Raw genomic sequence first — 19,627 nt, 5'->3', positions numbered from 1 at the left:
ATCAGTGGACGTTGATCCGCTTGATGCAAAGATTGTCCGATTTTTCACGGATTCCCCCCGGGCCTCGGTCCTGGAGGCCTCCCGGGTGCTGAAGGTTGCCCGCGCCACGGTGCAGTCGCGCCTGGACCGGATGCAGGACGCCGGCGTGATTGGCTCATGGGTGCCCCAGCCCGATCCGGCGCACTTTGGCTACCCCGTGGTGGCTTTCTGCTCCCTCACGATCAACCAGGACCTCGGGCACGACGCCGTCGTGGAGGCCCTGGCGCGGATCCCCGAGCTGATTGAGATCCATACCGTCTCCGGGAGCTCGGACCTCATGGCCCGGATAGCCGCCCGCTCCAATTCGGACCTCCAGCGCGTCCTCGATGCCATGATCGCCACCAGATCGGTCCTGCGCTCGTCCTCCGTGATCGTGCTCAATACGCACTTCCAGGGCCGCACCCTGCCGCTGCTGGAAGCCGCGGCCGCCGGCACGGGCTAGAGGACACTCAGGTTTTCGGGCAGGCTGGTCCGGCCGGTGAGCAAGAGCAGCAAATCACCGGCGGACGGCAACCGGGAGCCGATGGCTCCGGCGAGCTCCAGGGAGGCCGCGACCGCCGGGGCCAAGGCGGCGGGCGGCGGCAGGCCCAGGGCGCGCGCCAGATCCAGGGTGTGCACGGCCAGCTCGAAGGTCCGGGTCGGCAGGTAGTCGATGAGCGTCATTACTCCGGCCGGGGTGGCCACCAGGGCATCGTCGGGCGTGTTCCTGACGAGGGCCGTGACGCGTTGGACAAGCTCCCGCACGGCAGCGGCAGGGTCCTCGCCCAGCGCCTCCCCGGTTTCCCTGCCCCGCTGCGCAATCGCGGCGGGCGAGGTGGCGCCCCGGACGCCCAGGAAGTATTCCACCGGACCGGGCACCCGCGCCCCGGCGGCCGGGGTGGCGAGGTAGGTTTCCACGGTTGTCAGGGCCCGGCTCGTGTGGCCGGTCAGCGCCCGGACATCCCATTCACCCAGTGCCGGCCGCGACCACGCCTGGTGCGGTACCTGCCCGGCGAGCTCCATGAATGCCTGGGCCGCTCCCGCGTATCGGGCCCTGACCGCCTCTGCGCCCGCTGCCTCTGCGCCCGTACCCTCCGGGTCCATGACTTCTCCGTCCATAGCCTCGATTAATACCGTTGCCGGCACCCGCGGACAAGCCCGGTCCGTGCGCCGCGGCATCCCGGTCCGGCCCATGTGACCCGAAACATTTTGCGCCCGGGCGGCGCGGCCGTATCATTAGTTCTAGTCAATGTGACTATAACTAATCCGGCGGTCGGGCCGGATCCAGCCGGGCAGTCCATTTCGGGACCCGCCCGGGACCTCAGAGGGCGGGTAGATCACCGTTTACACCACAGCAGCCAACGTCTCGGAGCGCCAGACCGCGCCGCCGTCGCTGGCCATCTCCACGGTGATCTTTGCGCTGCGTCCCAGCGAACGCTCCGGGCGGCCCACGCTGTGGATCCCGCTGGTGCGCCGGATCCGCGAACCTTTCAAGGGCCTCTGGGCGCTGCCGGGCGGCCCGCTCACGCACTCCGAGTCACTCCAGGACGCCGCCTCGCGGAACCTGCGCGAGACCACCGGGCTGGCCCCGAACTACCTCGAACAGCTCTACGCCTTTGGCGGGCTGCACCGCTCGCCCACCCAGCGCGTCGTCTCGATCGTGTACTGGGCACTCGTCCAGCCCACGGAGGCCGCGCTGGCCGACGAATCGGAGAACGTGCGCTGGTTCCGCGCCGACAGGCTGGACGGGCTGGCCTTCGACCACAACTCGATCGTCGACTACGCGCTGTGGCGGCTGCGCAACAAGATGGCCTACGGATCCATCGCCTACCACCTGCTGGGCGAGTACTTCACCCTCGCCCAGGTCCGGGAGGTCTACGAGGCCGTCCTGGACCGCGAACTCGATCCCGCCAACTTCCGCCGGCAGGTCAAGGCCACGCCGGAAATCGAAGAAACCGACCATTATCTGCAGGGCGGCAAGCACCGCCCGCCCCGCCTCTACCGCTTCACCGGCCGCCCAGGCCTCGACCCAGACAACAGGAGCACACCATGAGCAGCGTCAACACGGCAATCCAGCTGATCACGCGCGAGCAGGCCACTACTCTGGCACAGGGCACGGCCGCCTCCACCTGCAGCCCCGCGCTGGCCCGCGGGCCCTGGGACTACGACCTCGCCGAGGCCCTCGCCGGCGTGCCCGCCTACGGGCCGGGGGCCTCCTCCACCGACGTCGCACCGGCCTCCACTCCCCGGCAGGGCCAGCTCCCGGAAGAATACAAGCTCGCTTCCGACGCCGAGCTCGACGCCCGGATCCGCGCCGCCAAAGCGGCACTGGGGGACCGCGCCGTCGTGCTGGGGCACTTCTACCAGCGCGACGAAGTGATCGAATACGCCGACTTCGTGGGCGATTCGTTCCAGCTCGCCAACGCCGCCCTGACCCGGCCCGACGCTGAGGCCATCGTCTTCTGCGGCGTGCACTTCATGGCCGAGACGGCGGACATCCTGTCCCGCCCCCACCAGGCCGTGATCCTGCCCAACCTGGCCGCCGGCTGCTCGATGGCCGACATGGCGGACATCGACTCGGTCACCGAGTGCTGGGAACAGCTTGAGGAGGTCTTCGGCACCGAGCCCGACGCCGAGGGCCGGGTCCCTGTCATCCCGGTCACCTACATGAACTCCTCCGCCGCCCTCAAGGGCTTCTGCGGCGAGCGCGGCGGGATCGTCTGCACCTCCTCGAACGCCGCGACCGTGCTGGAATGGGCGTTCGAACGCGGCCAGCGCGTGCTGTTCTTCCCCGACCAGCACCTGGGCCGCAACACCGCGAAGGCCATGGGGGTGCCGCTGGAGCAGATGCCGATGTGGAACCCGCGCAAGGACCTCGGCGGCAACGACGAACAGGCCCTGCTCGATTCCCGGGTAATCCTCTGGCACGGCTTCTGTTCGGTCCACAAGCGCTTCAACGTGGGCCAGATCGAAAAGGCCCGCGCCGAGTTCCCCGGCGTGCAGGTGATCGTGCACCCGGAATGCCCCATGGAGGTGGTGGATGCCGCCGATTCCGCCGGGTCCACCGACTTCATCAAGAAGGCCATCGCTGCGGCCACGGAGCCCACCACGTTTGCGATCGGCACCGAGATCAACATGGTGAACCGGCTCGCCGCGGAATACCCGCAGCACACCATCTTCTGCCTCGACCCGGTGATCTGCCCCTGCTCCACGATGTACCGCATCCACCCCGGCTATCTCGCCTGGGTCCTGGAAGCGCTCGTCCGGGGCGAGGTGCTGAACCGCATCACCGTGGACGAGGACGTGGCCGCCCCGGCCAGGGTGGCCCTGGAACGCATGCTGGCGGCGCGGCCGTGACCAGGCGGCTCGTGATCGTCGGCAGCGGGATTGCTGGGCTCTACGCCGCGCTGCTCGCCACCGACGACGCCGCCACCGGCGGCCGTGACATCGAAGTGGTCCTCCTGAGCAAGGGGACGCTGGAGCAAAGCAACACCTTCTACGCCCAGGGCGGCATCTCGGCCGTGCTGGCCCCGGAAGATGCTGCCCCCGGGGACTCCGTGGCAGCGCACATCGCGGACACGCTCGCCGCCGGTGCCGGGCTCAACGACCCCGAGGCAGTCCGGATCCTGTGCACGGAGGCTGTCCGGGACATCGCCGGCCTGGGCCGCTACGGCGTGCACTTCGACGCAGCTCCCGACGGCGGACCGGCCCTGGGCCTGGAAGCGGCACACTCGGCCCCGCGCATCCTGCACGCCGGCGGGGACGCGACGGGCGCCTGCATCGCCCGCGGGCTCGTCGCCGCCGTCCTCGAACGCGCCGTCCTGGACCGCGCCGGCCACGGCCGGCTCCGGGTGGAGACCAGCGCGTTCGTCACCGGGCTCCTGACCGAACCTGGTGTCCGCCCGGAAGCTCCGTCACAGCCCGGCAGCGCACCCCCGACGCCGGCCCGGGTCACCGGCGTGGCCTACCTGGCTGGCGGACGGCCCCAGGAGCTGGCCGCCGACGCCGTCCTGCTCACCACCGGCGGTGCGGGCCGGCTCTTTGCCCGCACCAGCAACCCCGCCGTCGCCACCGCCGACGGCCTGGCCCTGGCCTGGCGTGCCGGCGCCGCGGTGCGGGACCTCGAGTTCTTCCAGTTCCACCCCACCACCCTTGCCGCCGGGGAGATTCCGGGCGGGCCGCCGGCCCTGCTCATCTCCGAAGCGGTCCGCGGCGAGGGCGCGGTGCTGCTGGATGCCGCGGGATACCGCTTCATGCCCGACTACCACCCCGACGCCGAACTGGCCCCCCGCGACGTCGTCTCCCGCAGCATCGCCCTGCACCTGGCCGCCACCGGGGCCGCGCCGGACAGCCCGGTCTACCTGGACGCCCGCGGCATCGAGGCAGAGCGGGGCGCGGGCTTCCTGGCCCGGCGGTTCCCGACCATCACGGCGGCCACCCTCGCCGCAGGGTACGACTGGACCACGGAGACCGTACCCGTGTCCCCGGCTGCCCACTACTGGATGGGTGGCGTGTGCACCGACCTGTGGGGCCGCACGTCGGTACCGGGCCTGTATGCCGCCGGCGAGGTGGCCCGCACGGGCGCCCAAGGGGCCAACCGGCTGGCGAGCAACTCGCTGCTGGAGGGCCTGGTGTTCGGCCGCCGGGCGGTCGAGGACTTCCTGCGCGCCGACCCGTCGCACGACACCACTGCTCCGCGTGCTCCCCACGATCCCCACGATCCCCCTAGCCTCGCAAGCTCGGCCAGGGAACCCGGATCGTGTGGGCCCACGGCCGCGGGCGGCCTCCCCTTGACGCACGCTTCCGCAGCGCCGTCGCACGACTTCACGTCAGGGGAGGACACTTTAGCGAGCGTGTCCGAAGATTTTGTGAAGTCGGTATCCGCGTACGGGGTTTTCTCGCGCGACGCTCTTCGGCGGTTGATGACGGCGGACGCCGGGGTAATGCGCAGCGGGGAGCAACTGCGGGAGGCGGAGACCGTGCTTGCGGCCTGGGACGCCGTTGTCCATTCTGAGACCGCTCCCGATGCCGGCCACAGTGACTGGCTCTGCCAGGATGCCCATGAGGACCGGAACCTGCTCCTCGCGGCCCGCCTGCTTGTGGCGGCTGCCCTGAACCGCACGCAGTCCGTCGGAGCCCACTACCGGGCGGACACGGACGACGCCTCAGCCCTCACCCATTCCATGCAAAGGATTTCCTCGTGACCACCACTGCCCACGCAACCGCTGCCCCGGAAACCCTGCCCTCCCGCACCGCGGCGCTCGCCGGGAGCCTGCCCGAGGCTGCCGTCCTGGCCGTCCTCCGCGCGGCGTTGCAGGAGGACGCCCCGTACGGGGACGTCACTTCCCAGACGCTCATCCCGGCGCAGGCGCGGGCCACCGCGGTGCTCAACGCCCGCGTTCCCGGGGTGCTGAGCGGCGGGGAGGTCTTCGCCGCGGCGATGCGGCTGACCGACCCGGGCGCCGTCGTCGAACTGCTGGTCCACGACGGCGAGGCCTTCGCCGCCGGAACCGCCCTGGCCCGCGTGACCGGGAACGCCCGCGCCGTGCTGCTGGCCGAACGCGTCGCACTGAACCTGGTCCAGCGGATGAGCGCCATCGCCACCAAAACGGCCGAGTTCGTGGCGCTCGTGGCCGGCACCCGGGCCCGGATCACCGATACCCGCAAGACCACGCCGGGGCTGCGGGTGCTCGAACGCTACGCCGTCCGCTGCGGCGGTGGCGCCAACCACCGTTTCAGCCTCTCCGACGCCGTCCTGGCCAAGGACAACCACCTGGCCGTCCTCACCGGCGGCGATCCGGCGAAGCTGACCGCAGTGCTCAGCGGCGCCAAGGCCCAGCTCGGCCACACAACACACTTCGAAGTGGAGGTGGACACCATGGAGCAGATCGAGCCCGTCCTGGCCGCCGGGGTGGACACCATCATGCTGGACAACTTCTCCCTGGCCGAGCTCGCGGCCGGCGTTGGGCTGGTGGGCGGCCGGGCCCGCGTCGAGGCCAGCGGCAACGTCAACCTCGCCACCGTGGCGGACATCGCGGCCACCGGGGTGGACGTCATCTCGATCGGCGCCCTGACGCACAGTGTCACGGCACTGGACCTCGGCCTGGACATTGAGCTTGACGTCGAGCCGGCCGTCGACTCAGGCGCCGGCCCGGCGGCCGGCTGAGGCGCGCCATGATCTTCCTCGACGCCGCGGCCACCACCCCGGTCCGCCGCGAGGTGCTGGAGGCCATGTGGCCGTACCTCACGGGCGAATTCGGCAACCCGTCAAGCCATCACTCCCTGGGTGAGGCGGCTGCCGCGGCGCTCGCAGGGGCCCGCGCCGCAACCGCCAGGGCCCTCGGCTGCCGTCCCGGGGAAGTCGTCTTCACCTCCGGCGGCACGGAAGCGGACAACCTCGCCGTCAAGGGCATCGCCCTGGCCCGGCGCGCCGCCGATCCGCGCCTGGACCGGGTGGCGATCAGCGCCGTCGAGCATCCCGCGGTGGAAGAATCCGCCAGGTACCTTGAACGGGTCCACGGGTTCGCCGTCGACGTGATCCCCGTGGACCGCTTCGGGCAGGTGAGCGACGAGGCCCTCGCCGCTGTGCTGCAGCCCGGCACGGCCCTGGTCAGCATCATGTACGCCAACAACGAGGTCGGCACGGTCCAGCCGATCGCCCGGCTCGCGGCGCTGGCCCATGCCCACGGGGTCCCGTTCCACACCGACGCCGTCCAGGCCGCCGGCTGGCTGCCGCTGGACACCGGCGCACTGGGCGTGGACGCGCTGAGCATTTCCGGCCACAAGTTGGGCGCGCCCAAAGGCAGCGGCGCGCTGTTTGTGCGCGGCCGGGTCCGGCTTGAACCGCTGGTCCACGGCGGCGGGCAGGAACGGGGCCGCCGGTCGGGCACGGAAAACGTCGCCGGGGCCGTGGCACTGGCGACGGCACTGGCGCTGCCGCGGGAACCGGCCGGGCACGTCGCTGCCCTCCGCGACGGGTTTATTGACGCCGTGCTGGCCGGTGTTCCCGGCGCACTGCTCACCGGCCACCCCACCGAGCGGCTGCCCTCGGTGGCATCCTTCTGCTTCCCGGGCACCAGCGGCGAGTCCGTGCTGCTGGAGCTCGAACGCCAGGGCATCATCTGCTCCAGCGGTTCCGCGTGCGCCGCCGGCTCGGATGCGCCCTCGCCGGTGCTGCTGGCCCTGGGCATCGAGCCCGAGATCGCCCAGACGGCGGTGCGGTTCAGCTTCGACTCGACCGTGACGGCAGCGCAGTTGCAGGAGGCGGCGGCCGCGGTCCGCACCGCCGTCGCCGGCGTCCGCTCCCTCGGGACCCCCTCCACCGGTTGAGCTGTCACTAAATGTCCTTATCGGGCCTCCATAGCGGCTTGAACTGATAGCTCAACCCGGGGTGAGGGCCCCGGGCGACGTCAGCGGTGGCGGGCGCGGCGGAAGATCCAGTGCCGCAGCATCGTGAACCGCACGGCGGTGGCGGCGAAACCGGAGAGGGTGGTGGTCCACAGCTCCTCGGCCACGGTGGCGTCCGGGTTGACCCAGTGCAGGACGGCGAGGCTGCCGCCAGTGATCAGCAGCGCGACGACGATCACGATCAGGCCGTTGAGGTGGTCGCGCTTCATCCGGCGGCGTTCGGTGATCTTGAACGTCAGGCGCCGGTTGAGGGCGGTATTCATGAACGACGTTAGGATCAGGGCCGCCGCGTTGGCCGGTTGGGCCCCAAGCCAGGGCCGGGAGAGGGCGTACAGGGCCAGGGAGGTCAGGGTGCAGACAATGCCGACGCCGGTGAACCGGATGAGCTGCCGGACCACGGGGTAACGGAGGACTCCACGGTACCGGCGGGTCTTCGGCCCGAGGACGACGGCGGGGGCAGGGTCAAGCTGTTCGAGCTGGGACTCCATCCGCTCAGTACAGCTCGCCCACGGGGATGTCCACGGCCAGCCGGTTTGCCGGGCCCGCCAGCGGACATGCCCAGGCCTCGTTGTAGGCGCACGAGGGGTTGTAGGCGAAATTGAAGTCCAGGATGAATTCGGCCTGGGGCCCGGAGCCCCGCACGCCGTGGAAAGCTCCCTTGATGGTGTCCAGGAGGTAGCGTCCAGCGCCGTAACTGCCGCCGGGCTGGCCTGCGGTGGCGTCACGGAACGGCACGAAGATGCCCCCGCCGTAGCCCCTGAGCTTCCAGACCGCGAGCTGTCCCATCTCGGGCAGGTCGAAGGTGCCCAGCCGCACAAACCGGACCAGGCCGTCGGTCCCGGTCTCTACGTTCATCTCCCGCCCGGCGCCCTCGGGGGTCAGCGGGACGTGGAAACGGTAGATCGGATCGTAGTCCGCCGTCTTCAGGCCGCCGAAAGTGGCTTTGGCCTCGGCCGTCAGCGCGGAGGCCGGGTGGGTGCCGAACATGCGGTCCCGCTCCTGGCGCCAGTAGGAATGCGCCTCGGCCGGGCTGTCCGCGGCAATCTTTCGCGTGGTGGCGTAGAGGGCAAAGGTCCGCAGCCGCCAGTCCGCGATATCGAGGGCCGACATGCCTGCCACGTCGCCCAGATCCCCAAAGTGCGTTCCGTCAATGCTCTGTTCGGCCATGCCCCCAGCGTATCCGCTTTCGCGGGGCCGAACTTTGTGCGCCGGAATTGTGCCCCGGATTCCGGGGCCGGACCCGCGCGCCGAATGGCCCGTTCCGGCGGACCCTCCGGCCGTAGACTTTCGCGCATGCGCAACCCCCTGCAGAACGCGGCCGCCGGCAATACCCTCAAGAGCCCCGGCGGAACACCGGGCGGCCCCGGGCACCCGCCGCGCGCCGGGCGCGCGGCGGCGTCGCTGGCGGAGCTCGTGACGTACCGGACCGTGTCCATCCGGGCCGAGGGGTCCTCCCGGTCCGGGTCCTCCCATGCCGGGGCCGGGGTGGAAACAGCGGAGTTCGAGGCCTTCATCGCGGCGCTGCCCCGGTTGTATCCGGCGGTCCATGCTGCCCTGGAACTGGAGCGGGTCAACGGCCACGCACTCCTGTACCGCTGGCCCGGCGCCGCACCAGCGGAGGACCCAGCGGCCGTGCACCGGGCGTCGGTGCTGATGGCGCACTACGACGTCGTCCCGGCAGACGACCCGGGGGAGTGGACACACCCGCCGTTCTCCGGCCACAACGACGGCACGTTCCTCTGGGGCCGCGGGACGCTTGATGACAAGGGCCAGCTCGTGGCCATCCTGGAAGCGGCCGAGAGCCTGCTGCTGGCGGGGTATGCGCCCGCGCACGACCTCTACTTCTCGTTCGGCAACAACGAGGAGACGGCCGGCAACAGCGCGGCGGCCGCCGCGGACCTGCTGGCCGGCCGTGGCGTGGTGCCCTGGCTCGTGCTGGACGAGGGCGGTGCCGTCGCGGGCGGCGCCTTCCCGGGGGTGAGCCGGCCGGCCGCCGTCGTCGGCGTGGCCGAAAAGGGAATCCTGGACGTGGAGCTGCTGACCCGGGACCCGGGCGGACACGCCTCCACGCCGCCGCGGATGGGGGCCACGGCGCGGCTGGCCCGTGCCATCACCCGGATCGAGCGCAGCCCGTTCCCGCAGTCGCTGCCGGAGGTGACCGCCGAGATGCTGCGCCGCTTCGGCCCGCACACCCCGCCACCGCTGCGGGCCGTGTTCGCGAACGTGGCACTGCTCCGGGCGCCGATCACCTGGCTCTTCGGCCGGCTCGGCAGCGAGACCAACGCCATGACCCGAACCACCGTCGCCATCACCACGCTCGAAGGCAGCTCCGGGGCCAACGTCCTCGCCGCCACGGCGAAGGCCAACGCCAACATCAGGGTAGCGGTGGGGGAGACGGTCGAGGGCACCATGGCACTGCTGCGGAAAATCATCCGCGACCCGAAAGTCGAACTGCGCGTCGTGGAGGGCAACGACCCGTCTCCGGTGTCGCCGTCCTCGGGGGCCCAGTGGGACCTGCTGGCGGACTGCATCGGGCAGGTCTTCCCCGAGGCGATCATCACCCCCTACATCATGATGGGCGGCACCGACTCGCGCCGTTTCACCGGGATCTGCGGTGCCGTGTACCGCTTCGCGCCCTTCTTCATGGACGTCCGGGCCCGCGGCTCGATCCACGCCGTTGACGAAAAGATCGGGCTGGAGACGCTGGAGCAGGGGGTCCGGTTCTACGAAACACTGATGCGGGAGCTCTGAGTCATGCGGCGCCCCGGCTACGCTGGCACCATGACAGGGACGGCCCCTTCTTCAGCAGGCACCGCTTCTTCAGCAGGCACTGCATCTTCAGCAGGCACCGCAGGAATCCGGTGCGCTGTGCTGCGCACCGGCGCGGTGCTCGCGGTCGCGGCGGCAGCCCTTTCGGGCTGCAGCAGCGACGGCAAGGGGACACCGGTCTGGACCGCGGGCAGCAGCGCGGCGGACAGTGCGGGTCCCGGTGCGAGTGAGAGTGCGACGCCGTCTGCCACCACTGGTGCCGCCGCCTCGGCCGGCGCTTCCCCCAGCGCGGGCTCGAGCGCAGCGGCCTGGAAGGTCTTTACCGACCCGGCAAAGTCCGTCAGTTTTGAGGTGCCGCAGGACTGGATTGTCCAGTCCGTAGCTCCCGACGCCGGTGCGCTGCCCGGAGCGCTGAAGATCACCGTCAAGGACGCCGGCGGGGCTTACCTGGCCACCTTGCAGACCGGCCTGCCCCCGCAGCCGGCCGCGGCCTGCCCGGACGACGCTGCACGCAACTACGTCGTGGTCAGCAGCGTGCCGGTTGACCTGCCGCACGCCGGCGGCGGGGGAACCATTGACCCGCACGTGGTGTTCCGGGTGATCCAGGGCTACAAGTACTTCGGCTCCTACGGCATCACCAACGTGGTGGGCGGCGCCGGCGGCAGGAGCTGCGCGTTGCAGAACGTGGTCCGTGGCCCGGCCGGCAAGGGGGACTATTCGTTCGGGGACCTGACAGTGCTCAAAGCGTTGGCGCCGGACCAGAAGGTTGCCCCCGCCAAGGCCTTCGACACTCTCGACCAGGCGGCCAAGTACGTCAATGAGGGGTCCGAATTCGCGAACCTCCAGCGGATGCTAATGTCTCTGAAGATCAAAAACTAGTCCCGCCCGCCCCGCACATCCCCGGGCCGTTGACGGCGGCTTCCCCTGCACCCACCTCAATCCCACATCCCGGAGACAGAGATACATGGAACGCGCCGTAGCCGCCCGCATGGCCTTCAAGACCGTTGCCGAAACCAAGGTGGCTCTCGCCGTGGCGGTGGCCCGGAACGCCGGCTACGACTCGATTGAAGAATCGCTCAGGGTGACCGCGGGAGGCGGGGACGTGCCGCTGACCGAGCTCTCGGACCATCACGGCGGCCGCTTCCACTACATGGAATTCGCCGAACCCACCGAAGTCCTGGTTGAGTATTCGGCCACCGTCACCGGCTTCGCGCTGCCCGAGGAACCCGGGCTCATGGAACTGATCCGCTATGTCAGGCCCAGCCGCTACGCGGAATCAGACCGGCTGTTGCCCACCGCCTATGCCGAATTCGGCGGGCTCCAGGGCGAGGAGCTACTCCACGCCGTCCGGGACTGGGTTTTCAACGAGCTGCGCTACGTCAGCGGATCCTCGCGGGGGACCGACGGCGCGGTCGAAACACTGCTGCACCGCCGCGGCGTCTGCCGGGACTTTGCCCACCTCGCCATTGCCCTGCTGCGTTCCAAGAACGTCCCGGCCCGGCTGGCCGCCGTCTACGCCCCGGGACTGACCCCGATGGACTTCCACGCCGTGGCCGAGGCGCACATCAATGGCGCCTGGCACGTCATCGACCCCACGGGGCTGGCGCCGCGGGACAGCATGCTGCGGATCACGGCAGGACGCGATTCCTCGGACACCGCCTTCCTGTCCACCGTGGGCGGCAGCCTGTCCCTGAAGGAACTCAGCGTCACCGCCGTCGTCGATGACCTGCCGCAGGAAGACCCGGCCCAGCTCGTCGCGATCCACTAGGCAGCGCACGGCCTCACGGCACGGTCTTAGCGCACGGAGACAGCGGCGCGGAGCTTCTCGGTCAGCCGCAGCAGCTCCTGCTGTTCGGCGGCGGAGAGGGCCGGGCCCACGAGCGCGGCGATGTCGCGCACGTGTTCCCGGCCGATCTGCTTCTGCAGGTCCCGTCCGGCATCGGTGAGCCGGATGAGGATCCCGCGTCCGTCCTCCGGGGCTGGAGTCCGTTCAACGAGCCCGCGCTTCCCGAGCCGCTCCACCAGCCGGCTCAGGCTGGACTGGCTCAGCAGCACGTTGTCGTTGAGTTCGTTCAGGCGCAGCCACCCGGAGGGGCAGCGGGAGAGCGTAAACAGGACGTCGTACTCATTGAGCGCCAGGGCTTTGAATGCCGGCGCCGCCTGCAGCTTGCGCATCACCGCCACCTGGGCCCGGAACAGGGACTCCCAGGTTTCCGCGGCCAGGCGTACCGGCGATTCGGTAGTCTTGGCGGGCATCATGAGCCCTGAACGGTGGTCTCTGCCGCGGCGGCGTCGGCGGTGCCCGCTGCCAGTGCGGCCGCCACCCGGCCGGCGTGCGTCGGCGGTTCGGGAACGTGTGCCGGCTTGAGCGCGGCATATTCCTTGCGCAGCACCGGCAGCACTTCCTCGCCGAACAGGTCCAGCTGTTCCAGGACGGTCTTCAGCGGCAGGCCGGCGTGGTCGATCAGGAAGAGCTGGCGCTGGTAGTCGCCGAAGTACTCCCTGAACGTCAGGGTCTTTTCGATCACTTCCTGCGGGCTGCCGACGGTCAACGGGGTCTGGGACGTGAAGTCCTCCAGCGAGGGGCCGTGGCCGTAGACCGGGGCGTTGTCGAAGTAGGGGCGGAACTCCTTGACGGCGTCCTGGGAGTTCTTCCGCATGAAGAACTGGCCGCCGAGGCCCACAATCGCCTGGTCCGCCTTGCCGTGGCCGTAGTGCTCATAGCGTTCGCGGTAGAGGCCGATCAGCTGCTGGTAGTGCTCCTTGGGCCAGAAGATGTTGTTGGCGAAGAAGCCGTCACCGTAGTACGCCGCCACTTCGGCGATCTGCGGCGTGCGGATCGAGCCGTGCCACACGAAGGGGGCGACGCCGTCGAGCGGGCGGGGGGTGGAGGTGAAGTTCTGCAACGGGGTGCGGTGCTTGCCGGACCAGTTGACGGTGTCCTCGTCCCAGAGGCGGCGCAGCAGGGAGTAGTTCTCGATCGCGAGTTCGATCCCGTCCTGGATGTTCTTGCCGAACCAGGGGTAGACGGGGGCGGTGTTGCCGCGGCCCAGGACCAGGTCCACGCGTCCGTCCGCGAGGTGCTGGAGCATCGCGAAGTCCTCTGCGATCTTCACGGGGTCGTTCGTGGTGATCAGGGTCGTGGCCGTGGACAGGATGATGCGCTCGGTCTGGGCCGCGATGTACGCCAGCGTGGTGGTGGGGGAGGACGAGAAGAACGGCCGGTTATGGTGCTCGCCGATGGCGTAGACATCCATGCCGATCTCTTCGACCTTCTTGGCGATCGCCACGGACGCCTTGATGCGCTCGTGCTCAGTCGGGGTGCGGCCCGTGGTGGGGTCGGTAGTGATGTCGCTGACGCTGAATACGCCGATCTGCATGGTGTGCCTTTCCGTGGCCGGGGTGGATCCGGGATCTGCTTCTACTATAGCCGATTTAGATGCGTTTGCATCTATCGACCGGTATAACGCCCGGCGTGGACGAATATTCCCGCGCCGTTCCGGCCGGGTTTGCCGCCCCGTCTTCCCGGCCGCGTTGCCGGCCGCGTTCCCGCCTTCGGCGACGGCGCGGGCCTAGGATGCAATCAATCGGCTGGCCGCGAGGTGCCCGCCCTCCCGGAAGGCCGCCATGCGCCGTGTTGTAGCTTTTCTGTGTCTGGTGGAGCTCACCAGTGGAGTCCTGCAGGGCTATTACACGCCCATCCTCACCGATATCGCCCGGCACCTGGGAATCCACGACGCCGACGTCAACTGGTTCGAGGCCGCGCAGCTCATGGTCAGCGCCCTCGCCGTCCCGGTGCTGGCCAAGCTGGGGGACATGTACGGGCACAAGAGGATCCTGCTGGTTTCCACGCTGGTCACCGCCACGGCCTCCTGGGGCGTCGCGCTCGCCCCGGACTTCTGGACCTTCCTGGCCGCGTGGTCGTTCCAGGGTTTCTACGTGGTCTGGCTGCCCCTGGAAATTGCCCTGATCTTCAGCCGCGTCCATCAGCTGCCCGACGGCGCCGCCCGCACGCGGCGCGCGGCCGGCGTCCTCGTCGGGGCGCTGGAAGCCGGTGTCATCGCCGGGGCGCTCGCCGCCGGTGCGCTCGTGGAAGTGTTCGCGGGCCAGCTGCAGCTGGTGCTCCTGGTCCCCGCGGTGGCCGTCTCCTCATGCTGGTTCGCCGTCAGGTTTGGCGTGCCGGAGTCGCGGGAGCGCAGCGGCGGACGCGTGGACACCCGCGGCTTCACGCTCCTCGCCCTCGGGCTGCTGCTTGTCACGTCCGGGCTGACCTTCATGCGCCTCAACGGGGCCGGCGCGTGGTGGCCGTGGGCGCTGGTGGGAGCCGGAATTCTGGTGTTCGTTCCGTTTGCGCGGTTGGAGCTGCGCGCGGCCGATCCGCTCGTCGACATCCGAATGCTGCGGGGTAAGTCCATGTGGCCCGTCCAGCTGACCGCCGGGCTCTTTGGCGTCTCGGTGCTCGGCGCGCAGGCCCCGCTGTCCACCTTCGCCCGGACGGATCCCGCGCTGCACGGCTACGGCCTCGGGCTGCGCGCCGGGCAGGTCTCCATCATCATCGGGGTCTACGTGCTGGCGCTGCTGGTGGGCGCGCTGCTGTACCCGGTGGTGACCCGCCGGCTCACCCCGCGCTGGACCCTCGTGGGCGCCGCCACGCTCGTGGGCCTGGGCTACCTGCTGTTCCTGCCGTTCCACGGCAGTCTCGCCCAAGCGCTGGCCAACATGGCGATCGCCGGTGTCGGCTCCGGGGCCCTCGTGGCGGCGCTGCCTTCGGCGGCCGCCGCGGCCGCGCCCCTCAACCGGACCGCGATGGCCACGGGTTTGACCAACACCACCAAGACCATCGGCGGAGCCTTCGCGTCCGCGGTGTTCGGCATCGCCCTGGTCAGCCACGTCCTGGCCGAGGCCGGGGCCGGCGCGGGGGACGCCGGTCAGACCGCGGCGCCGCTCGCCGGCTACCTCACGGTATGGACCATCTGCGGAGTCACCGGGCTTGCCGCCGCTGCCGCGCTGGTGGTGGTGCCCCGTCTGGCCTTCTCCGACCCGGCAGCCGTGGCCGCCGCACCGCTTAGGGCCGGCTCGCACTAGGGGTGGCCTTCCTCCCCGGCGACTGAGGAAGTATGTTCTTAGCGTGACGGGTACGCGGAGGTACGAGCGGGGGCGGGCGGCGGCCGCGGCTGTCCTGGTGGCAATCAGCTTTTTGGTTTCGGGATGTTCGGCACCCACCGTGCTGGCCCCGGCGAGCACGGTGGACGCGCGCGCGGTGCTGGCGGCGTTCAAGTCCCGGGACATGGTGGGGCACCTGCAGGCGCTGCAGCGGGTGGCCGATGCCAACGGCGGGAACCGGGCCTCGGGCACCTCGGGGTATGAGGAGTCGGCCCGCTACGTCGAGGAACAGCTGCGCGCGGCCGGGTACTCGCCGGTGCGGCAGAGCTTCACGTTCAAAGAGGACGGCCGGCGGGGCAAGACGGTGGAGTCCTTCAACATCCTCGCCGACACGGGTGGCGATGCCGGGCACACCGTGGTGGTGGGCGCGCACCTGGACTCCGTGCAGGAGGGACCGGGCATTGATGACAACGGCAGCGGGGTCGCGGCCGTCCTGGAGACCGCGCGGTGGATGAAGGAGGCCGGGATCGCCCCGGCCAACCGGGTCCGGTTCGCGTTCTGGGGCGGCGAGGAGGACGGGCTGTACGGGTCCCAGCACTACGTCGACGAACTGAGTGCGGCCGAGATCGGCCAGACCGCGGCGAACCTGAACGTGGACATGGTGGCCTCGCCCAACGGTGTGCGGTCCGTCCATGACGGGGACGGATCGGATTTCGGCGACGCCGGCCCGGCCGGGTCCAAGGCGATCGAGGACGTCTTCTTCCGCTACTTCCAGGAGAACGCGCTGCCGGCCGAGACCACGCCCTTTGACGGGGGCTCGGACTACGACGCCTTCCTCTCGGCCGGCATTCCCGGCGGCGGGCTGTTCACCGGCGATGTCGAGAAGAAGACCCAGGCCCAGGCGCAGGCCTATGGCGGGGTGGCCGGCAAGGACCTCGATCCCTGCTACCACGAGGCCTGCGACACCATCGCCAACACCAACCCGCAACTGCTCACCGAAATGTCCGGCGCCCTGGCCTACGGCACCGTGGCCTACGCGATGGCCAAGACCGGCTAAACACCAGCTTCGCCTTTCAAACGACTCTCAAAACGGTGTCCCATCCCTCGCCGCGTTCGCCGGCCCCGTTGGGAGAGGAAGTCGGATGTCCATGGCGCCGGCGCCCATGTCCGCCGGATGCCCGGCAGCCGGCATTTTTCCGAGTAGCCCGGGGCCTTCAAAGGTGAGAAACCCTGCCGAATCGGGTAGTTAATCAGCCGTTTGAGGGGAAAAGACAGGTACCCGCTACTCAGGTGCTGTGAGTTTCCTGAGTTTACGATAAGAAACGGAAAAGCATTTGGGCAGGCGTCTAGGATCTGCCCAGTTCCCGCCTAGAGCACCTCTATGCGGGAGTAAATACGGGCCCCGTGAAGCAAAGGTCAGTGCGCCACAGGCGCTGCGCTGTCCCCTTCCCCGCGCCCGTCATCCGGGAACCCGGGTTGTGTTTGCGCTCGGGCAACTTCGCTAGTCGGAAGTACGGGGGACATCGACAGATGGATATCTTCGAAAGCTTGGAGTCTGAGGTCCGCAGCTACTGCCGCAGTTGGGACACCGTGTTTGAACGTGCGTCCGGCAGCAGCCTCTACAGTGAAGACGGCAGAGAATATTTGGACTTCTTTTCCGGTGCCGGAGCACTGAACTACGGGCACAACAACCCGGTGCTGCTGCAGCCGCTGGTGGACTATCTTCTCTCCGGCGCAATCGTTCATTCACTCGATATGAAAACACCGGCCAAGCGGCGCTTCCTGGAAACCTTCCGGGAGTTGATCCTCGAGCCCAGGAATTTGGACTACAAAGTCATGTTCCCCGGACCGACGGGAACAAACTCAGTGGAGGCAGCCCTGAAGCTTGCCCGGAAGGTTACCGGCAGGCAGCATGTCCTGAGCTTCACCAACGCGTTTCACGGGATGACCCTGGGATCGTTGTCGGTCACGGGCAATTCAATGAAACGGCAGGGAGCCGGCGTCCCGCTGACGAACACATCGAGCATGCCCTATGACGGGTTCTTCAATGGTCAGATGCCGGACTTTCTGTGGCTCCGGCAAGCCTTGGAGGACAGGGGATCGGGCATCGATAAGCCCGCAGCGGTGATCGTGGAAACCGTCCAGGGCGAGGGTGGGCTCAGGGCCGCCCGGGTGTCCTGGCTGCGAGGCCTTGCCGAGCTGTGCCGGCAACACGACATCCTGCTCATCGTGGATGATGTCCAGGCCGGCTGCGGACGGACCGGGACCTTCTTCAGCTTCGAGGAGGCGGGGATCACTCCGGATATCGTCTGCCTGTCGAAGTCCATCTCGGGCTTTGGACTGCCTTTGGCACTGACACTGTTCAAACCCGGACTGGATATTTGGAAGCCTGGCGAGCACAACGGAACTTTCCGGGGGCACAACCCGGCATTCGTCACCGGCGCCGCTGCCCTGGAGCACTACTGGCGGGACGGCAGCTTCCAGTCAAGCGTCGCGGGGCTCATTTCCCAGCTCCACGAGGGGCTTACCCAGATCGCAGCGGGCGTCGAAGGCGCCACGGTCCGTGGCCGGGGACTGCTCGCGGGTGTTTACTACCCCAACCCCGAGACTGCGGAGAGGATTGCGGCTGAATCCTTTGCCCGGGGTCTGCTCGTGGAAACGTCCGGACCCGAAGGGGAAGTGGTCAAGACGATGCCCGCGCTGACTATCAGCCCCGAGGATCTTCAGAAGGGACTCGATATTCTCGCTGCGGCCGCAGTGACTGTGACCGGGGAGCCGGTGGCCTTGGGATCAACCATTTGAGCATCCGATCAGGGCGAAACGGCTCGAAGGGGCCAGTGCCCCTTGCAAGAATCGATGTAGATTTCGGGGAGCAAAATGGGTACCCGCAAGGCAACAGCTTTCAACGACAGTGATCTAGCGGAAACCGACCGGGCGATTCCCCCGGGTAGTGTCATTGTTCAAAAGTTTGGCGGTTCGTCCCTGGCGGATGCCGCGGGTATCCTCCGGGCAGCCGAGCGGATCGCCAAAACACGGACCAACGGCTATCGGGTCGTGGCGGTGGTGTCCGCCATGGGGGACACCACCGATGAACTCTGCGATCTTGCCGCGGAAGTTTCCGCCCGGCCCTTGCCTGTGGACCTTGACGCCCTGCTGAGCATCGGCGAGCTTGTGTCCTCGGCCCTTTTGGCGATTGCCCTGGCGGATCTCGGCCAGCTGCCCCGCACATTTACGGGCAGTGCGGCCGGCCTCATTACCGACAACATCCACGGCAAGGCACACATCACCGATGTCAGGCCGGACCGCGTCCGCAGTAGTCTGGCCCGTGGCGAGGTCCCCATCGTCGCAGGATTCCAGGGCAGGACGCAGAAACGGAACAGGGTGACCACGCTCGGCCGTGGCGGCTCGGATCTCACCGCGGTCGCCCTGGCCGCTGCGCTCGAAGCCGATATTTGCGAGATATACACGGACGTCGACGGCGTCTACACCGCGGACCCCCGGGTTGTCCCGACGGCGCGGAAGATCGAGATCCTCTCGAGCGAGGAAATGCTTGAGTTCGCCGCCTCCGGCTGCAAGGTATTGCACCTGCGGTGTGTTGAATACGCCCGCCGGTTCGGTATTCCGATCCATGTGAGGTCCTCCTTCGTGCCGGAGCCCGGGACGTTGATCCTGCCCGGCCTTGACCGTCATCCACTGCTCCAGCCCGCCAGGGAACAACCCGAGGTGACCGCTGTAGCCGGGGTCAACTCGGCGTCGAAAATCACTGTCGTGGGAATTCCGGACCAGCCGGAGAGCATGGCGCGCATCTTGCATGTCCTCTCTCGGTCCGGGGCGCATGTCCAGGCAATTGTCCAAAATACGGCCGGCCCCGGCCCGAGGCGTTCCGATGTTGCACTGATCGTGCCTGCTGCCCATGCAGGTAACGCCCTTGCTGTGCTGGATGCCGAAAAGGGAAGCATTGGATTTGAAGGTTTGCAGCACGACGACCGGGTGGGCCGGGTGTCCATTACTGGACTGGGCATGCGGTCGTCCCCGCAAATCTTCTGCACCTTCCTCAAGGCCCTGTCCGACGCCGACGTGGAGCTCGATCTCGTCGACATCTCCGAGACGTCCGTGGGGGCTGTCACGCACGCCGACCGGCTCGCGGATGCCGAGCGCGCTGTCCGGCGGGCCTTCGGCATGACCCCGGCGGACGAGGCAACGGCGGCCGGTCATGAAGGCCATCTCACACCCGCTGTTGGCCCCCCGCTCCAGACGTGGGTCCCGATTTCCGGCCAGGATATGACCCCTGTTCCGGCGGGCGACAGAACTGTGGCACGTCACTTCTAGC

18 protein-coding genes are annotated in these 19,627 nt (G+C 68.9%); 13 read left to right on the top strand and 5 right to left on the bottom strand.

The features are described 5' to 3' along the window. Positions 1 to 4: 4 nt before the first annotated feature. Positions 5 to 481 carry an Lrp/AsnC family transcriptional regulator gene (locus AC1DFR_RS09100; protein ID WP_028277521.1) on the top strand — a complete coding sequence of 159 codons (477 nt, stop codon included), beginning with the start codon at positions 5 to 7 and terminating at the stop codon, positions 479 to 481. On the opposite strand, the gene AC1DFR_RS09095 is transcribed toward AC1DFR_RS09100, so the two are convergent. Then, the gene (locus tag AC1DFR_RS09095; RefSeq protein ID WP_476873165.1) at positions 478 to 1,137 is read right to left on the bottom strand and encodes a maleylpyruvate isomerase N-terminal domain-containing protein; all 660 of its coding nucleotides are present in this window, start codon (positions 1,135 to 1,137) and stop codon (positions 478 to 480) included. The genes AC1DFR_RS09100 and AC1DFR_RS09095 overlap by 4 nt on opposite strands. 217 nt (positions 1,138 to 1,354) lie before the next feature. Between AC1DFR_RS09095 and AC1DFR_RS09090 the strand changes: the two genes are divergently transcribed. Genes AC1DFR_RS09090 through AC1DFR_RS09070 form a run of 5 tightly spaced genes read left to right on the top strand, consistent with a single transcriptional unit; the run spans position 1,355 to position 7,347 of the window. After that, on the top strand, positions 1,355 to 2,071 hold the full coding sequence (locus AC1DFR_RS09090; RefSeq protein WP_230012031.1) for an NUDIX hydrolase: 717 nt from the start codon (positions 1,355 to 1,357) through the stop codon (positions 2,069 to 2,071). Continuing rightward, positions 2,068 to 3,375 carry a quinolinate synthase NadA gene (gene nadA, locus AC1DFR_RS09085; RefSeq protein WP_476873164.1) on the top strand — a complete coding sequence of 436 codons (1,308 nt, stop codon included), beginning with the start codon at positions 2,068 to 2,070 and terminating at the stop codon, positions 3,373 to 3,375. The genes AC1DFR_RS09090 and nadA overlap by 4 nt, the downstream gene beginning before the upstream one ends. Further along, positions 3,372 to 5,222, top strand: a complete 1,851-nt coding sequence (locus tag AC1DFR_RS09080; RefSeq protein ID WP_476873163.1) for an L-aspartate oxidase — start codon at positions 3,372 to 3,374, stop codon at positions 5,220 to 5,222. The genes nadA and AC1DFR_RS09080 overlap by 4 nt, the downstream gene beginning before the upstream one ends. Before the next feature lie 35 nt (positions 5,223 to 5,257). Continuing rightward, entirely contained in the window at positions 5,258 to 6,184 is a 927-nt protein-coding gene (nadC, locus tag AC1DFR_RS09075) for a carboxylating nicotinate-nucleotide diphosphorylase (protein ID WP_476857533.1), read from the top strand. 8 nt (positions 6,185 to 6,192) lie between these two features. Further along, complete coding sequence (locus tag AC1DFR_RS09070) at positions 6,193 to 7,347, top strand: cysteine desulfurase family protein (protein WP_476873162.1); 1,155 nt, start codon at positions 6,193 to 6,195, stop codon at positions 7,345 to 7,347. An 80-nt stretch (positions 7,348 to 7,427) separates the two neighbouring features. On the opposite strand, the gene AC1DFR_RS09065 is transcribed toward AC1DFR_RS09070, so the two are convergent. Continuing rightward, positions 7,428 to 7,913, bottom strand: coding sequence for a GtrA family protein (locus AC1DFR_RS09065; protein WP_476857822.1), 486 nt, complete (start codon positions 7,911 to 7,913; stop codon positions 7,428 to 7,430). Between the two features lie 4 nt (positions 7,914 to 7,917). Next, complete coding sequence (locus tag AC1DFR_RS09060; protein ID WP_028277528.1) at positions 7,918 to 8,592, bottom strand: DUF1684 domain-containing protein; 675 nt, start codon at positions 8,590 to 8,592, stop codon at positions 7,918 to 7,920. 126 nt (positions 8,593 to 8,718) lie between these two features. On the opposite strand from AC1DFR_RS09060, the gene AC1DFR_RS09055 reads away from it, so the two are divergent. The 3 genes from AC1DFR_RS09055 to AC1DFR_RS09045 all read left to right on the top strand — a co-directional run bounded on the left by AC1DFR_RS09055 (position 8,719) and on the right by AC1DFR_RS09045 (position 11,962). After that, positions 8,719 to 10,176 (top strand): M20/M25/M40 family metallo-hydrolase, encoded by a 1,458-nt coding sequence (locus AC1DFR_RS09055; protein WP_476873161.1) that lies wholly within the window; start codon positions 8,719 to 8,721, stop codon positions 10,174 to 10,176. A gap of 117 nt (positions 10,177 to 10,293) precedes the next feature. After that, positions 10,294 to 11,073 carry a hypothetical protein gene (locus tag AC1DFR_RS09050; RefSeq protein WP_476873160.1) on the top strand — a complete coding sequence of 260 codons (780 nt, stop codon included), beginning with the start codon at positions 10,294 to 10,296 and terminating at the stop codon, positions 11,071 to 11,073. Between the two features lie 85 nt (positions 11,074 to 11,158). Further along, positions 11,159 to 11,962, top strand: a complete 804-nt coding sequence (locus AC1DFR_RS09045) for a transglutaminase-like domain-containing protein (RefSeq protein WP_476857819.1) — start codon at positions 11,159 to 11,161, stop codon at positions 11,960 to 11,962. Between the two features lie 26 nt (positions 11,963 to 11,988). On the opposite strand, the gene AC1DFR_RS09040 is transcribed toward AC1DFR_RS09045, so the two are convergent. Both AC1DFR_RS09040 and AC1DFR_RS09035 read right to left on the bottom strand, forming a co-directional pair. Then, positions 11,989 to 12,450, bottom strand: coding sequence for a MarR family winged helix-turn-helix transcriptional regulator (locus tag AC1DFR_RS09040; RefSeq protein WP_223916163.1), 462 nt, complete (start codon positions 12,448 to 12,450; stop codon positions 11,989 to 11,991). Beyond that, positions 12,450 to 13,574: an LLM class flavin-dependent oxidoreductase gene (locus AC1DFR_RS09035; protein ID WP_476857818.1), complete on the bottom strand. Its 1,125-nt coding sequence runs from the start codon at positions 13,572 to 13,574 to the stop codon at positions 12,450 to 12,452. Before AC1DFR_RS09035 ends, AC1DFR_RS09040 begins: the two co-directional genes overlap by 1 nt. A gap of 277 nt (positions 13,575 to 13,851) precedes the next feature. Here AC1DFR_RS09035 and AC1DFR_RS09030 point away from each other — a divergent pair, with 277 nt between their 5' ends. From AC1DFR_RS09030 to AC1DFR_RS09015, 4 genes are all read left to right on the top strand, one after another. Continuing rightward, positions 13,852 to 15,279, top strand: a complete 1,428-nt coding sequence (locus tag AC1DFR_RS09030) for an MFS transporter (protein ID WP_476873159.1) — start codon at positions 13,852 to 13,854, stop codon at positions 15,277 to 15,279. A 43-nt stretch (positions 15,280 to 15,322) separates the two neighbouring features. Beyond that, positions 15,323 to 16,354, top strand: coding sequence for a M20/M25/M40 family metallo-hydrolase (locus AC1DFR_RS09025; RefSeq protein ID WP_476873158.1), 1,032 nt, complete (start codon positions 15,323 to 15,325; stop codon positions 16,352 to 16,354). A 473-nt stretch (positions 16,355 to 16,827) separates the two neighbouring features. Continuing rightward, on the top strand, positions 16,828 to 18,099 hold the full coding sequence (ectB, locus tag AC1DFR_RS09020; protein ID WP_476848890.1) for a diaminobutyrate--2-oxoglutarate transaminase: 1,272 nt from the start codon (positions 16,828 to 16,830) through the stop codon (positions 18,097 to 18,099). 75 nt (positions 18,100 to 18,174) lie between these two features. Continuing rightward, positions 18,175 to 19,626, top strand: coding sequence for an aspartate kinase (locus AC1DFR_RS09015; RefSeq protein ID WP_476848891.1), 1,452 nt, complete (start codon positions 18,175 to 18,177; stop codon positions 19,624 to 19,626). The last annotated feature ends 1 nt before the right edge of the window (position 19,627 follow it).

The organism is Arthrobacter sp. 05T410 (assembly GCF_056396505.1).
Note: the sequence above shows the minus strand (reverse complement) of the source record. Positions and strands in the feature narration are given on the sequence as shown.